The organism is Mycobacterium liflandii, assembly GCF_022354805.1.
Classification (GTDB): Bacteria; Actinomycetota; Actinomycetes; order Mycobacteriales; family Mycobacteriaceae; genus Mycobacterium; species Mycobacterium marinum.
Genome location: NZ_CP023138.1, coordinates 2,756,476 through 2,771,173 on the forward strand (window position 1 = coordinate 2,756,476; position 14,698 = coordinate 2,771,173).

The window sequence follows — 14,698 nt, forward strand, 5'->3', positions numbered from 1 at the left end:
GAGCCCTGAAGTTCAACGCCGCACTTATCGGCGATGACGTGCCCGATGTGGTTGTGCTGGACGATATCTGGTGGTTTCACTTTGCCTTGAGCGGCGTGATTTTTCCCCCCTCGATAAACTATTTCGCCAGATCGGTGTGGACACCTCTGATTATGTGGACACACTGCTGGCCGACTACGAGTTCAACGGACTGCATTACGCGTTGCCCTATGCGCGCTCGACGCCGCTATTCTACTACAACAAGGCGGTATGGCAGCGGGCCGGATTGCCCGATCGCGGGCCGAACAGTTGGCAAGAATTCGATGACTGGGGCCCGCGGCTACAACGCGTCGTCGATGAACGGCAGTGGGCCCACGGCTGGGCCAATGCCGAATTGATCTCGTGGACGTTCCAAGGAGTGAACTGGACCTTCGATGGTTCTTACTCGGATCTGTGGACGCTGCGATTCACCGACCCCGACACCATCGCGGCCGGCAACTTTTACCGGGACAGCATCCATACCAAGCGTTATGCGGCGGTCGCCAACAACATCGCCAACGAATTCGCCACCGGAATCATGGCCTCCGCGGTCGCCTCGACCGGCTCGCTGACCGGCATTACCCAGATGGCCAAATTCGACTTTGGTGCGGCGCCCGTGCCTACCGGCCAGGGCTCCGGCGTTGTTGATTAGCAGGCTTGTGAGCTGGGTTGATGATCTTTGGTGCCGCGCTATTGGGGCCGGAGTGTAGGCACGGGCTATCTGGAGAACGATCGAGTTGGTTACTGTTCGTCGTTGGTCTGGAGTTGCCCGTGCCTACCGTTTCAGTATTGCCTGTGTCGTCGGTTCCAGAGGTGTTCGACCGCTGGAGTCCTGGTGAGCGCAGCGAGCTCATCGGATCGGAGTTTCTCGATGTGTTGGCCTCGGTGCCAGACCCGAGGGACCCACGCGGTCGGAGGTATTCGCTGATGGCTTTGTTGGCGATCGCGGTTCTGGCCACTGCCGCGGGGATGCGCGGCTATGCTGTTTTTGCCACATGGGCGGCCACCGCTCCCGATGATGTGTTGGCCCAATTAGGGGTCCGGTTCCGGCGGCCCAGTGAGAAGACCTTCCGCGCTGTTTTGTCTCGGCTAGACCCCGCCGACCTCAACGCCAGGATGGGCAGTTACTTCACTGCACACGTGGCCAGCAGCGACCCCAGTGGATTGGTGCCGATCGCGTTGGACGGCAAGATGCTGCGTGGTGCTTTACGCGCCAAAGCGACAGCCACGCATCTCGTGTCGGTGTTCGCCCACCGTGCCCGATTGGTGCTCGGTCAACTCGCTGTCGCCGAGAAAAGCAATGAAATTCCCTGCGTACGTGCCCTGCTCACGCTGCTGCCGGGTAGCTTGCGGTGGCTGGTCACCGTGGATGCGATGCATACCCAGGTCGTCACCGCGAAGTTGATCTGCGCCACCTTGAAGTCGCACTACCTGATGATCGTCAAGTCCAACCAAGCCAAAATACTTGCGCGTATCACCGCGCTGCCCTGGGCCGAGGTGCCCGCAGCCGCTACCGACGACTCCCGCGGCCACGGCCGTGTCGAGACCCGCACCCTGCAAATCATCACCGCTGTACGAGGAATCGGCTTCCCCTACGCAAAACAAATCATCCGGATCACTCGTGAACGCTTGATCACCGCCACCGACCAGCGCAGCGTGGAGGTGGTCTATGCCATCTGCAGCCTGCCGTTCGAGCACGCCCGCCCTACCGCGATCATGACCTGGATGCGTCAACACTGGGGAATCGAGAACAGCCTGCACTGGATACGCGACGTCACCTTCGACGAAGACCGTCAAAGGGCACATACCGGAAACGGCGCACAGGTCCTAGCAACGCTACGCAACACCGCGATCAATCTGCACCGCCTCAACGGCGCCGACAACATCGCCGAAGCCTGCCGGATCACCGCTTTGACCGCCAACCGCCGCCTAGACCTCCTCAATCCACAATTCCCCAGCTCACAAGCCTGCTAATCAACAACGCCGGAGCCCTGGCCTACCGGCCCGGGCGGAGCCCCCGGATGCCCGACAGGTGGGGCGGGCCTGGCGATTCCCACCAAGCTCTCCGACGAACGCAAGCGCAACGCACTCAGGTTCATCGAGTACATCACCAACCCGGTCAATACCGCCTATTTCAGTCAGCGCACCGGATATCTGGCGGTGCGAAAGTCGGCAGCCGATGTCCCCAGCGAACAGAAGTATTTGGCGGATCATCCGCGCGCCAGAGTTGCGATCAACCAGCTTCCCCACACCCGCCCGCAGGACTACGCGCGGGTCTTCCTGCCCGGTGCCGATCGAATCATCTCCGCCGGGCTCGAGTCCATCGGGTTGCGGGGAACAAACGTGGCAAAGACATTCGCAAGTATTGAAAGGCAGCTGCAGATCATTCTGGACCGACAGATCGTGCGAAAGCTTCGCCAGCATGGCTAAAGTGCAGTACTCCGGGGTCACCTATCGGTATCCAGGCAGTGGTGCGCCCGCTGTGAACAACCTGGACCTCGAGATCGCCGACGGCGAGTTTCTGGTGCTGGTCGGCCCTTCCGGTTGCGGCAAATCCACCATACTGCGGGTGCTGGCCGGACTGGAATCCGTTGAGAGCGGTCGTATTACTATCGGCGATACGGATGTCACCGACCTTCCGCCGCGGGCTCGCGATGTCGCGATGGTATTCCAGAACTACGCGCTTTACCCGAATATGACGGTGGCGCAGAACATGGGATTTGCGTTGCGCAATGCCGGCATGTCGCGCGCGGACACTCGGCAACGAGTTCTCGAAGTTGCCAGCATGCTGGAACTGACCGAGCTGCTGGATCGTAAGCCGTCGAAGCTTTCGGGTGGACAGCGCCAGCGGGTGGCGATGGGACGAGCCATCGTGCGCCGGCCGCGGGTCTTTTGCATGGACGAACCGTTGTCGAATTTGGATGCCAAGCTGCGAGTGAGCACCAGATCGCACATCTCGGGGCTGCAACGTCAGCTGGGCACCACCACCGTGTACGTCACACACGACCAGGTGGAGGCCATGACAATGGGCCATCGGGTCGCCGTACTCAAAGACGTTGTGCTGCAACAGGTTGATACGCCCCGGGAATTGTATGACAACCCGGTGAACACTTTCGTCGCCACTTTCATCGGGGCGTCGGCGATGAACCCCATCGAGGCTCCGGTCGCCGATGGGGTGGCGCGACTGTCCGGTCTGGTGATACCGGTTCCGCGCGGCGCCGCCGACCGGGTGCTGATTGGCGTCCGGCCGGAGTCCTGGGATGTGGTAGGAGGCGATGCCGCCGCATCATTGGGTGTTCGCGTCGAACAGGTCGAGGAATTGGGCTTCGAATCGTTCATCTACGCAACCCCCGTCGCCCAGGACGGGTGGTCGTCACGGACCCGGCGGATCGTGATCCGGTCCGACCGACACACCACCGTCGGTGCGGGGGATTCGTTGTCGATCGCGCCGAATCCGCAGGAAGTGTGCTTCTTCGATAGTCGAACCGAGTCGCGCATCCGTTGAGCAGTACCGGTGCTATCGCGGACCCGATGTCATCGGTCAGCAACCCCCAGAAGTGCTTGCTCGGTGTCCTCGTCGACCAGGTCGGCGTTGATGGCCATAGCGGCGAGCAGGCCAGAAGACGCCGAGTTGACCACGTGAGCCGAAATGTCGGCCGCGTTGCCGGCGGCGTAGACGCCGGGCACCGAGGTACGGCCGCTGCCATCGGTCTGCAGATTCTCGCCGAAACCCGACGGGTGGGTCACCAAGCGAAGCCCCAGCGGTTCTAGGAAATCGGTGTTGGCGACCATCCGCGGCAACAGCGCGAGCGCTGCCAGCGCGACGCGGTTGCCGTCGGCGAGCGCGACGGCCTCTAGTCGCCCGTCGTTGCTGACAACCTCGGTGACCGGCGAGGTTATGACTTCGATCTGGCGGGCGTGCAGCCGGGCTCGCTCGGGTTCGCTCGGATCGACTGCGCCGTTGAGAAAGAGCGTGATCCGCGGACTCCACTGTCGGAACATGAGGGCCTGATGGACGGATTCGGGCCCGGTTGCCAGGACGCCGATCGGCTGGTCTCGCACCTCCCACCCGTGGCAGTACGGGCAATACAGCACATCGGTGCCCCATAGCTCGGCCAGGCCGGTGATGTCGGGCAAATGGTCCACCAGCCCCGAAGCGATAAGCAGCTTGCGTGCGCGAATCGTGCTGCCGTCGGTGATGGAAACCTCGAACATCGATCCGTTGCGGTGTGCCGCCATGACCTGGCCCTGGCGGAGTTGGCCGCCATAACCCGCAATTTCGGCATGACCGGCGGAAATGAGATCCGCGGGGGCACAACCGTCGCGGGTCAAGAAATCATGGACCCCGGCTGACCGCGCATTGCGCGGTTGCCCGCCATCGATGACCAGGACGGATCTTCGGGCTCGGGCGAGCGTTAACGCACTGCTCAATCCGGCTGGACCGCTACCGATGACGACGACGTCATGGGGATCGGTCATCTGGCAAGGATCCCTGCAGTTCTGCGTTCAGGCAAGCGCGGTGTGATCGCTACCGCACTTGGGAACGTCCGCGATTGAGGACAGCCTCGCGGTTGGCCGCGATATCGTCGCCGCTGGTCCGGAATTCTCTAGCGGCAGTTGCTTCCAGCCACAGCCCCTGCGCGGTCGAAGAATCATCGATGCGGTGGTAGGATGCGAGTAAGGCTCGGACCGCGTTCTGGTTGTTGCCAACGATGGACGCCGCGACCTGGCGTGCGGCGGGCAGCAGTTGCTGGTGCTCCACGACCTCGGTGACCAGGCCCGCGCGCAGCGCGTCGGTGGCCGAAAGGTAGTCCCCGGTGAGGCTCATGCGCCGGGCCAGGCCCACGCCCACCTTCTGGGGCAACCGCACGCTGAGGCCCCAGGTGGGCAACAGTCCGACTCGCGCGTGAGTGTCGGCGAAGCGTGCCTGCTCGGAGGCGATCAGGATGTCGCAGTACAAGGCGAGTTCGAGTCCGCCCGTCACCGCGGCACCGTTGATGGCTCCGATCACCGGCTTGGTGAGGGCCGGCCAGCGCGGCGAGATGTCGGGCAGTGCTGATTGCCCGCCGAGCTCCTTGAGATCCAGTCCGGCGCAGAACACCGGATCGGCGCCGGTGAGGATGATGACGTCGACGTCGTCGGTCTCGGCCGCGGCGAGAGCCGCGAAAAACTGATCCCGCAGGGCCGCCGATAGAGCATTGCGTGATTGCGGGCGGTTGAGGGTCAAAGTGAGCACCCGCTCAGCAGTATCAATCAGCAGGATTTCGTTGGTCATGATTTCACCGTAGTCGGCGCTGGCAAGGACCCCTATCCGGCTGGTTGGCAGGAAGGGGCCGCAGCCCTCGGCGCCGAATTTGGAGTGGCTGGGTGGTGTATCAACGGTGAACAGTGTTGAACCCACTTGGGTTTCGCGTGAATAGACGCTACCGTTTCCTGCGAGCGGCCAATTACTGCATATAGCAACTGTTTTGTAGGAAAACTGTTGACGGGCTCGCTTTTTGGGTGTCTGCGGCACAGCCGGCGCAGATCTCGTAACCGCTGCTACTTCCGAGGTGAGGAGACGAAGAGATGGATTTTGGGCGCAGACCGCCTGAAGTCACCTCCGCGCTTATGTATATGGGTCCGGGGTCGACGTCGATGACCGCTGCGGCATCGGTCTGGAACCGCGTTGCCGCGGAGTTGGATTCGGCGGCGACCAGCTATGAATCCCTGGTCATCGGGCTGGTCGAGGAAGGGTGGCTGGGCCCGGCATCGGTGGCGATGGCAGATGCGGTCGCGCCCTATGTGGTCTGGATGCGGGCCACCGCCGCACAGGCCGAGCACACGGCGATGCAGGCCAGAGCCTCGGCGGCGGCCTACGAGACCGCGTTTGGTGCGGTGGTGCCACCGCCGCTGATCTCGGCGAATCGGGTGCGGTTGGCCGAGCTGATCGCATCGAATGTCTTCGGTCAGAACACCGCGGTTATTACCGCCTTGGAAACCGAGTACGGCCAGATGTGGGCTCAAGACGCCGCGGCCATGTACGAGTACGCCGCGGCCACCTCGTCGGCCACGGAGTTGACCCCGTTCACGCAGCCGCAGCAGATCGTTAGCCCCGGCGCCGGTTCCGGGCAGATCGCTGCGGTCGCACACTCGGCGGCAACATTGGCCGGCACCAGTCAAACAACGCTGTCGCGGCTAATTTCGGAGATCCCCAAGGCGTTGCATGGCATTGTTGCGCCCCTTGCAGCCTCGACCACACCAGACTCCCCGCTGGGTTGGCTGTGGCAAATCTTGTTCGGAACGACTTTCCCCACCTCGATTTCGGCGCTGCTCACCGATTTGCAGCCATATGCCAGCTTTTTCTACAACACCGAGGGCTTGCCCTATTTCAGCATTGGGATGGCGAACAACTTCATTCAGATGAGCAAGACCCTGGGATTGCTCAGCGGCACCACCGCGGCGGCCACTGGCGGCGCCGCCAGTGGGTTAGCCGGTCTGGGCGGCCTGATTGACGGCGGCGGGCAGGTATCGGCACATCTGGGGCACGCCGCGTCGCTGGGGCGGTTGTCGGTGCCGCCGTCGTGGGCGCAGTCCGTCCCGGATCTCGAGTCCATGCCAGCACGCATGCCGATCGAGACGCTCAAGTTCGCACCCGACGGTGGAGGCGCCGGGAACCTGTTGGGGGCATGCCGCTTGGCGGTCCCGGGCTCGGCGCATCCGGTTCGGGTCCCCGATACGGTGTCCGCCCCACCGTGATGGCACGCCCACCCTTTGCCGGCTGAAACGTGATCGCGACCAACGTGATAACGGTCCCGCCCGACAGCCAGGACACAAGTGCTGACCCAACCTATGGCGATGTCCCGATGCAGACTTTCCTGTATTCAGGCGACCGCATCCAATCGGGAAAGCGCTGATGGCCCATGCCGACTATGGGGCACGACCACCCGAAATCAACTCTGCGCTGATGTATTTCGGCCCAGGCTCGCGATCCATGCTGGCGGCCGCGGCGGCATGGGATGCGGTCGCCTTCGAGCTCGGTGTGCTGGCCTCCGGCTATACATCGGTGATTTCCGAGCTGACGAGTGGGCCGTGGGTCGGTCCGGCGGCGGCTTCGATGGTGGGTGCGTCCGCCCCGTATGTGGCATGGTTGCGCGCCAGCGCCATCCGGGCCGAACGGACCGCCAGTCAGGCGCGGTCGGCCGCGGCCGCCTATGAGGCGGCATTCGTCATGACCGTGCCCCCGCCCGTGGTCGCGGCTAACCGGGTCTTGTTGACGACGCTCATCGTCACCAACTTCTTCGGTCAGAACACCCCGGCGATCGCGGTCACGGAGGCCCAATACGCCGAGATGTGGGCCCAGGACGCCGCCGCGATGTACGGCTACGCCGCATCCTCGGCGACCGCCACCAGGCTGACCCCCTTCGTGCCGCCGCCCGCGACGACCAACCTGCCTGGACCGCTGTGGCAAGCATCCGCGATGGGAAAAGCCGCCACCACAACCGCGGTGGCTGGCGGGTCAACGCTGTTGGCGGCGACCCGGCGACCCGTCGCCCTCCCGCGGCTCGCGGCGTTGGCGCAATGGCTCGAAGCGCACCTGCCCGGCATCACGCCCGCCGAAAGGACCACGGTGGTCCGGCTGTTGGGGCAAAGCTACTTCGTCCTGGGGATGGTGCAGTTTTCCACATCGATAGCGCTGCAAACCATTCCCGGGACCGCCAGTGGCGCCGGGGCTCGGGATCCTCTGTCGTTGACAACTGGGGGTCGATGCTGCACGGCGCCCATGGCGGGGCCGCCGCGGAGTTCGAGGAGGATTTGGGCACGCTGACCCGCCCGGTGTCGGCGGCAATGGGCAAGGCGCGGTTGACGGGATCCCTGTCGACGCCGAGCAGTTGGGGTGCTGGGGTTCGAGAATTCGCCAACGCCGCCGCCGATGAGCAGCTCGACCTGGCCGGCTCGGTGGCGAGTGCGAAGTCGAACGCATACCTGCAGGGCATGCCGATGACAGCGGCCGGCAGGAATACCGCCGTGGCGGAGCAGAAATACGGATTCCGCTATCGGGTGATGCAACGCACTCCTGCTGGCGGGTAGCGGGGTCGAGCGGACCCATGGTGCCTATCGTGGAGGTATGTGCCGGAACATCACCGAACTGCGCGGGCTGGAGCCGCCGGCCACTGCCCAGGAAATCGCGGCCGCGGCGCGCCAGTATGTGCGCAAAGTCAGCGGGATCACCCATCCCTCGGCTGCCAACGCGGAAGCGTTTGAAGCCGCGGTCGCCGAAGTCACTGCGACCACGACACGGTTGCTCGCCGGGCTAGCCCCCCGGCGGCAGCCGCCAAAGACGGTTCCGCCGTTGCGCCGACCAGAGGTGGTGGCGCGGTTGGCGGGCTCGCAATCGCCATGACGCCCGCGCTGAAGGAGTGGAGCGCCGCGGTGCACGCGCTACTGGACGGGCGCCAGAAGGTGCTGCTGCGCAAGGGGGGCATCGGTGAGAAACGATTCGAGGTTGCGGCGCAAGAGTTTTTGCTGTTTCCGACGGTGGCGCACAGCCACACCGAGCGGGTTCGACCCGAGCACCGGGATCTACTGACCGCCGCCGCTGCCGATAGCACCGACGACCACCTGCTGATCCGTGCGGCAGCGAAAGTTGTTGCCGCACTGCCCGTCAACCGTCCGGAGGGGCTGGGAGAAATCGAGGATCTGCACATCTGGACCGCAGAGTCGGTACGGTCCGAGCGGCTCGACTTCCGGCCCAAACACAAGCTTGCCGTGCTGGTGGTGTCGGCGATCCCGCTCGCCGAGCCCGTGCGGGTGCGCCGCGTTCCGGAGTTCGGGGGGTGCACCAGTTGGGTCCGGTTGCCGATTGCGCCGAGCAACGCGGCACCGGTGCACGACGAGGCGCTGCTATCGCAGGTCGCTGCCCGCGTCCGTGATGCCGTCGGCTGACTAGCCGGCGCCTGAAACCCGCAACGTCAACTCCGATCGGTTACCACCAATTCACGCAATCCGACATGTTGCTGCGCTGGCCCGGTGACTTCCAGTTTCACGTAGCGGGCTAGCCGCGGCGGCGTAAGCTCGGTCCCCGTTTCGCTGAAATGCTCACCATCAACGGAGGTGAACAGGCGCAAGGAGCTCGGCGCAACATCAGTCCACGTCGTCGCGATCTTGGTGAGCTACCGTGGCTGGCCCAAGTCGACAGTGAGGGAGCCCGCGGTTCCGTTGGGCGCCCAGCTGGTCGCGTTGTTGCCGTCGACCGCAGCCTCGGCGTACCGTCCCGGCTCCTCCGATGTGGCGGTCGCGGGTCGGCACCGAGCGACATCGCTGGTCGGTGTGAGATCCGGGCGCCGGGTCTGGAGGACCAGCGGCTCTTGCGCGCTCACCACATGGTCCCCGTCCGTGGCGTGCACCGTGAATGGCTCACCGTCGCGAAGGCTGACCTGTGTGGTCTGGGGCCCGATGGCGATGTCGAAGGTGCGGCCCTGCCAATGCAGGTTGGCAACTTCCACGCCGTCGGCGAGCTGCGGCGGCAGCATCGAGTCGACGACGATGCCGTCGGCGCGCAGTCGCAGGCCGGTCAGACCGAAGGTGAACACCTGCGTGAATCCGCCGCCGGCGGTCAGGAAGCTAAACGCCGGAGGCCCGGTGCGCGCACTGCCACTGTCATCGCGAGTTTCCGAAAGCTGCGCGAATGGCGCTCTGAGGTATGGCAGCACGGAACGGTCCAGGTAGGTGTTGGTCGCACACCCCGGTTCGCCGGTGGCGGCCGCGTCGATTGCGTGCACGGCATCCGTCATGGCAGGACCGTCCGGGTCGGTGCGCGGTGCGTAGAAGTCGAGGGTGTTGGTCGCGGCTTCACGTAACATCGGCCACTCCAACGGATATTGGAGCAATACGGAGTCGGCCTGCTTGATCGTGCTGTCTCGGTAGCCGTCGTACTGCATGAACACCTTGTGGCTCTGGTCGAACGGAATCCGCAGGTGTGTTCGGCGATCTGTTCCCATCGCGGGGGTGCCGTTTCGCCAATCAGCCGCGCCGCTTCGGTGGCGCGGGTGAGCGCCATGGCGGCGCCCGCGTTGGTGAACACGCCATCGGTGACACCGTTGCTGTACTCGTCGGGCCCGGCGACGTTGGCAACCGAGTAGCTCCCGTCACGATTGACCCGCACGCGGCCGGCCCAGTACTCGGCGACCGCCTGCAGGACCGGCCAGCCGTCGTGGCGTAGCCATTGCCGGTCGCCGGTGGCCAGGTAGTACTGCCACATGGCAAACCCGACGTCACTTTGCAGATGGTTTTGGGTCAGGCAGTGCGGCGGATCCCAGCTGTGGCAGTCGGCGTATACATCGCCGGTGTCCGCACTCGTCCACGGGTAGAAAGCGCCCTTCTCGCCGATCGATTGCGCGTTACGGCGCGCTGCCGGCAGCGTTGTCACCCGGTAATCGATGATGTTGCGCGCGATTTCGGGGTGCGCGAGCAGCAGATTCGGGTACATCCACAGCTCGGTATCCCAAAAGATCAGCCCGGCGTAGTTGTCACTGCTCAGCCCGGCCGGCGCGACGCTGCTGGCCTGACCCTCACGGATGCTGGACAGCAGGGCGTAGTTCGTTGAACGCAACGCGTCCTGCAGCTGTGGACGCCCGACAACTCGGACGTCGCTTCGCCACAGCCGCGACCACTGCTCGGCATGCGTCGCGAACACATTGCCCCAACCGCGCTCGGCCGCATCCCGGGAGAACCGCACCGCGGTCGAGGCATCTCGGCGCCTGGTGTCCACGCCCACGAACTTTGCGAATTCGTAGGTGTGACCCGGCTCGACTTGGAAATCGACGGCATGCTCAGCGGTCAGACCGTCGGCGCGGTGGTGGTGTTCGCGCACCTTTGCTGACGGACCGGCCTGCAGCGTTGACGCGACCGCGCCGTTCACACCCACCCCGTCGGTGGAAAAGCCGACATGAATGGTGTTTTCGTCGGCACCAGACCCGGTCGGCTGTACCCGCCGTGCTCCGGCCCCATCGATTCGGTCGACGACCTGAGCCGGTCCGCTCCAGTGCGGCGTCATCTTCAGGCGCACCGCCCCGACGTGCGGGTTCGCTCGATCGGCCAGCACCTGGTACTCCAGGTCCGTCGCACGCCCGTCTGGTGTCGTCCACGTCAACGACGTGCGCAGTAGCCCGCACCTGACGTTGAGCGTCTGCCGAAAATTCGACACCTGCTTCGGGGACACATCGGGCGAGTACTTGTGGGCGCCTTGCTGTACCTCCAACGTCGACCACGTGGGTATCGCCGCGATGGCACGCCGGGGCGCGGAGCTCTGCTTGGTCGGAGCCGCGGAGTACAAGCCCGCGGTGAAAGCGCCGTCGAAACGCGGTGTGAAGAGGGGGAATCCGGTCTCCTCACCGGTCTGCGCATACCCCATGCCCGCCGGCGGCACTTGTTGCGACAGGTAGCCGTTGCCGACGAAGGCGTGCCGGCCATACGAGTTGTCGAACTCGTCAGACGTGAACTCCCAACCTGGTCCACCATCGCAGCGATCGGCCGCTGCCGGGGTCGCCTGGCTCGGTGCCACGGCGGAAGCGGTCAGCATCCCGGCTGCAACAACGGTGCAGAATCGGGTTAAGAGCCGACCGCGGCGCGCTCGAGTCTGAAACGCCGGGGTCACATCGGCCCGGTGGGCATTCTGGTCGGCCTTCACGTGAGCGAACCCCCAGGTGAACGTCGTGCGCCCGGCACGGTGGGCCGTTCGACTCCGAAGTCGGCTGCGCTGAGGGCGGATCGCGCGGCGGTGGGCACCACAGCGCCCGCGCCGCCCAGCGAACAACTGGTCAATACCTCGATCATGTAACGCACCAAATCGTCAATAGTTCCATCATGGGTGGGCTTGACCCCGTTCAATCGGTACGGGTCCGGCGGCTTGCGCCGTGTGAGCAAGTCGGTCTTGAACTCGACGGGAGCCGAGCATACCCAGAGCCGGTCGCGGACGCGAACCACACAGGCAGCGCGGGTCTGCACCCCAGCCAAATCGCGCGACGCTGCAATCAATGACGGGCAGATATCCCAAATGCTATGGAAAGCAGTGCTATTGAGGTGCAGAGGCGGAAACCGCCGGCTCCAGATTTTGCTGACCGACCGTGCCGCGGCGGAGGAGTTCAGGGATGCTAGCGCCCGCGTTGGGCGCTCATTGATCGTTGACGTGCTGCACTGCGCTACTGCGCATTTCAATCCGCGGTCGGCGCATCTCCGGGCCAAGCCCGTCGAGCCGCCATTTCGGCTCTCTCGGCCGAATCGCATTGACTGCCAGGCTAATTCGTCTCAATCGCAGATCCCGTGCGGACGCGTCATTCGGGTGATTCGTCGCTGCCCGCGTCCGTGATGTCGTTGGCTGACTGGTCGACACCCAGCAGCAGCCGCGACTGGCCGAAGTACACCGAGTGGGTGGCCGGTTGCACCTGCCGTCCGGTCAGGGTCGGCTCGTCGGTGCCCAGGTGGCGGGCATAACGCGGGAACCAGCTGCCCGCAATCAAGACGCGAATACGCGAGCCGGCCTTGAAGCGGTGAGCGATCGGATCGAGTTCGATGCGGACCGTTTCGGGCGCGTCGCCCAGTCGCTGGTAACCGTCACTGACGTTGCGGGATCGCCCGTTGCTGTCGACCTCACTGATCCGGACAAACACGTCGACGTTGGGATTGTCCGAGCTGTGGGTCAACTCGATCACCGGGTGCCCGTGAATCCACAGATCATGGGTCAGCGCGGAGCCGGTAAAGGTGAGCACGTCATTGCGTGACGCGAGCCGACTGTCGTTGCGATAGCCGGCTTTGGAGGACAACAGCGGGCCGCCGATGGTCGGGGTGGGATCGGTGGGGTCGTAGCGGAACGTTGCCGGTGTCGTTGCGTCGGGCGGCGCGATCTCGCTGAGGCGGCCGGTGGGGTGCAGGTAGAGCTCATGGTCAGTGGTTTTCGGCGGCCAGTCCGAAAGGTGGCGCCAGCCCTCGCCGGTCACGTAGACGCGAACCGCGTCGGGCCGGCGCAACTCGGCCGTGCCGCCCAGGTGGGTGTCGAGCCAGTCCAACGTCTCTTGTGCGCTGACGGCCAGCCCTTTGCTGAGTAGCTGCGAGTGAGTCCAGGGGCCGATGGTCAGCGCGACGTCCACGCCGCGGTCGCGCAGATGCCGATACTGTTGCAACGTTTGTTGCACAAAGACGTCTTGCCAACCGCCGACCAGAAGTACCGGAACCTGCACCCGGTCCAATGCGTCCGGGGAGCGCATCCGGTCCCAAAACGGATCGCTGTGGTCGGTGTGCTCGAGCCACGATTCGAACCACGGCGCCCCCGTACCGAGCAGCGTCCTGGCCGATTCACCCATCGGTAATTCGGCCGCCGCTCGCGCCACCCGGCGCGGGGCGGTCAGTTGGCGGATTCCGGTCCGGATGCGCACCGGATCCTCCTGGCGGGCGACCAACTCGCTCCAGCCCAGGAAGTCGTTGATGGCAAACGAGCCGGTGCCCCAGACCGAGGACCGCAAGTCGTGGGGGCCCGCGGTGATCACCGCCGCGGCCAGCTCCGGAGGCGGATCCTGCAACAACGCCCACTGGGTGAACCCCAGGTAGGACACCCCGATGGTGGCGAACCGGACGGTGAACCAGGGCTGCCGGCGCAGCCACTCGACGGTGTCCGCGCCGTCGGCCGCCTCGTTGACCATTGGCTCGAACTGCCCGGCGGACCCGAAGGTTCCCCGCACGCTCTGCAGCACGACGTGGTAGCCGCGGGCGGCATACAGGCGGGCGAACACCAACGAGAACGGAAATCCGCGCCCGTAGGGTCCGCGGACCAGCACGGTCCCGGCAGGTCGCGACGTAGTGGGGCAGTAGTGGTCGGCCACCAGGTGGACACCGTCGCGCATCGGGACTCCGACGCGGCTCACGGTGTAGCGAGTGGTCGCGCGCGGTAGGCCCAATAAGCCGCCGAGAGCGCCGCCGGCCGCGCTGCCGCCGACTCGTTTGGTCAAGGCGCGCAGCGTGGGCTGCCCGACGTCGGTTGAAGTGATGGTCATATCCCCAGGTTAGCCACGCTCGCTAGCGGAGCTAGAAAACGTAGTAGGAGGCAAGTTCATTTGCCCGCTGCAGGTTGGTTGCCTGGCAGTCGACATCGGGCTCGGAGTAGACGGTGGAGTAGTAGAGCGACTGCTGGATCACCCCGTAGCTGGTTTTGAAGGTGACCATGCAGGAGGAGAACCAGAAGCTGTTGTGATAGGTCGGCTTCATCACCCAGTACTGAGCCGCCCGGTGGCCCGCGATAGTGGTCTCGATGGCATCCGGCGGCAGGGTCTGAGCGTAGGTGTGCCAGACGATCGTTTCGACGGCCATCTGGTAGTTGCCCGCATCGAAGTGGCACCGCAACCCATCCTCGTGTTCAGGCGGCGTGTAGGCCAGACCGAGTCGCTGCACGGCGTCGAACGGGATGTCTTCGCACGCGTCGAACGGGCGTACGTTGTTGGTCTCCACGATCGGGCTCTTCATCGTGCTCGACAGCGGCGCGGTGGTTGAGCGCAGATCGATGTTTTCGCCTCTGGTGGGGGCCGGCGCGACGCCCTGCCAGCCGATCACCGCCGCTGCGACCAGTGCGCCAAGCGCTCCGGCCAGACGCACTTTGGTAAGCACGACACCCCCTGCCTTTGGGCGGTCCCTTTGCCCGGAGTGTACAAGTCGG

General features: G+C 64.8%; 10 protein-coding genes and 4 pseudogenes. 8 read left to right on the top strand and 6 right to left on the bottom strand.

The genetic code is table 11. The annotated features are described in order from the left end of the window. Nucleotides 1-2: 2 nt before the first annotated feature. From CKW46_RS12375 to CKW46_RS12390, 4 genes and pseudogenes are all read left to right on the top strand, one after another. Nucleotides 3-646: pseudogene (locus CKW46_RS12375) on the top strand (extracellular solute-binding protein); the annotation flags it as partial. 143 nt (nucleotides 647-789) lie between these two features. Then, complete coding sequence (locus CKW46_RS12380; protein WP_420891843.1) at nucleotides 790-1,992, top strand: ISAs1-like element IS2404/ISMul1 family transposase; 1,203 nt, start codon at nucleotides 790-792, stop codon at nucleotides 1,990-1,992. Nucleotides 1,993-2,007: 15 nt separating this feature from the next. Further along, a pseudogene (locus tag CKW46_RS12385) lies at nucleotides 2,008-2,448 on the top strand (extracellular solute-binding protein); the annotation flags it as partial. Beyond that, nucleotides 2,441-3,523: an ABC transporter ATP-binding protein gene (locus CKW46_RS12390; RefSeq protein ID WP_117436827.1), complete on the top strand. Its 1,083-nt coding sequence runs from the start codon at nucleotides 2,441-2,443 to the stop codon at nucleotides 3,521-3,523. The pseudogene CKW46_RS12385 and the gene CKW46_RS12390, both read left to right, overlap by 8 nt. 29 nt (nucleotides 3,524-3,552) lie before the next feature. Here the strand turns inward: CKW46_RS12390 and CKW46_RS12395 are convergent, their stop codons facing one another. Together CKW46_RS12395 and CKW46_RS12400 are read right to left on the bottom strand one after the other, a co-directional pair. Next, nucleotides 3,553-4,497 (bottom strand): NAD(P)/FAD-dependent oxidoreductase, encoded by a 945-nt coding sequence (locus CKW46_RS12395; protein WP_015355261.1) that lies wholly within the window; start codon nucleotides 4,495-4,497, stop codon nucleotides 3,553-3,555. A gap of 49 nt (nucleotides 4,498-4,546) precedes the next feature. Beyond that, the gene (locus CKW46_RS12400; RefSeq protein ID WP_482053406.1) at nucleotides 4,547-5,293 is read right to left on the bottom strand and encodes an enoyl-CoA hydratase; all 747 of its coding nucleotides are present in this window, start codon (nucleotides 5,291-5,293) and stop codon (nucleotides 4,547-4,549) included. Between the two features lie 293 nt (nucleotides 5,294-5,586). Here CKW46_RS12400 and CKW46_RS12405 point away from each other — a divergent pair. From CKW46_RS12405 to CKW46_RS12420, 4 genes and pseudogenes are all read left to right on the top strand, one after another. Next, nucleotides 5,587-6,782 (top strand): annotated as a pseudogene (locus CKW46_RS12405) (PPE family protein). Between the two features lie 131 nt (nucleotides 6,783-6,913). Next, nucleotides 6,914-8,088, top strand: a pseudogene (locus tag CKW46_RS12410) (PPE family protein). 37 nt (nucleotides 8,089-8,125) lie between these two features. Continuing rightward, the gene (locus CKW46_RS12415; RefSeq protein WP_012393701.1) at nucleotides 8,126-8,401 is read left to right on the top strand and encodes a DUF2277 family protein; all 276 of its coding nucleotides are present in this window, start codon (nucleotides 8,126-8,128) and stop codon (nucleotides 8,399-8,401) included. Further along, nucleotides 8,398-8,943 (top strand): DUF1802 family protein, encoded by a 546-nt coding sequence (locus tag CKW46_RS12420; protein ID WP_015355265.1) that lies wholly within the window; start codon nucleotides 8,398-8,400, stop codon nucleotides 8,941-8,943. The genes CKW46_RS12415 and CKW46_RS12420 overlap by 4 nt, the downstream gene beginning before the upstream one ends. A gap of 227 nt (nucleotides 8,944-9,170) precedes the next feature. Here the strand turns inward: CKW46_RS12420 and CKW46_RS12425 are convergent, their stop codons facing one another. From CKW46_RS12425 to CKW46_RS12440, 4 genes are all read right to left on the bottom strand, one after another. Next, on the bottom strand, nucleotides 9,171-9,791 hold the full coding sequence (locus CKW46_RS12425) for a glycosyl hydrolase family 65 domain-containing protein (protein WP_499019165.1): 621 nt from the start codon (nucleotides 9,789-9,791) through the stop codon (nucleotides 9,171-9,173). Further along, entirely contained in the window at nucleotides 9,788-11,578 is a 1,791-nt protein-coding gene (locus CKW46_RS12430) for a glycoside hydrolase family 65 protein (RefSeq protein WP_252872523.1), read from the bottom strand. Before CKW46_RS12430 ends, CKW46_RS12425 begins: the two co-directional genes overlap by 4 nt. Before the next feature lie 751 nt (nucleotides 11,579-12,329). Further along, nucleotides 12,330-14,042, bottom strand: a complete 1,713-nt coding sequence (locus CKW46_RS12435) for a CocE/NonD family hydrolase (RefSeq protein WP_482053209.1) — start codon at nucleotides 14,040-14,042, stop codon at nucleotides 12,330-12,332. A 31-nt stretch (nucleotides 14,043-14,073) separates the two neighbouring features. After that, the gene (locus CKW46_RS12440; protein WP_482053210.1) at nucleotides 14,074-14,649 is read right to left on the bottom strand and encodes a DUF3558 domain-containing protein; all 576 of its coding nucleotides are present in this window, start codon (nucleotides 14,647-14,649) and stop codon (nucleotides 14,074-14,076) included. Nucleotides 14,650-14,698: the final 49 nt, after the last annotated feature.

What these genes read in the sequence shown, in the direction of transcription:
- CKW46_RS12395 (WP_015355261.1), bottom strand. Translation starts at nt 4,497, where the DNA reads ATGACCGATCCCCATGACGTCGTCGTCATCGGTAGCGGTCCAGCCGGA.
- CKW46_RS12390 (WP_117436827.1), top strand. Translation starts at nt 2,441, where the DNA reads ATGGCTAAAGTGCAGTACTCCGGGGTCACCTATCGGTATCCAGGCAGT.
- CKW46_RS12420 (WP_015355265.1), top strand. Translation starts at nt 8,398, where the DNA reads ATGACGCCCGCGCTGAAGGAGTGGAGCGCCGCGGTGCACGCGCTACTG.
- CKW46_RS12415 (WP_012393701.1), top strand. Translation starts at nt 8,126, where the DNA reads ATGTGCCGGAACATCACCGAACTGCGCGGGCTGGAGCCGCCGGCCACT.
- CKW46_RS12425 (WP_499019165.1), bottom strand. Translation starts at nt 9,791, where the DNA reads ATGACGGATGCCGTGCACGCAATCGACGCGGCCGCCACCGGCGAACCG.
- CKW46_RS12400 (WP_482053406.1), bottom strand. Translation starts at nt 5,293, where the DNA reads ATGACCAACGAAATCCTGCTGATTGATACTGCTGAGCGGGTGCTCACT.
- CKW46_RS12435 (WP_482053209.1), bottom strand. Translation starts at nt 14,042, where the DNA reads ATGACCATCACTTCAACCGACGTCGGGCAGCCCACGCTGCGCGCCTTG.
- CKW46_RS12430 (WP_252872523.1), bottom strand. Translation starts at nt 11,578, where the DNA reads ATGCTGACCGCTTCCGCCGTGGCACCGAGCCAGGCGACCCCGGCAGCG.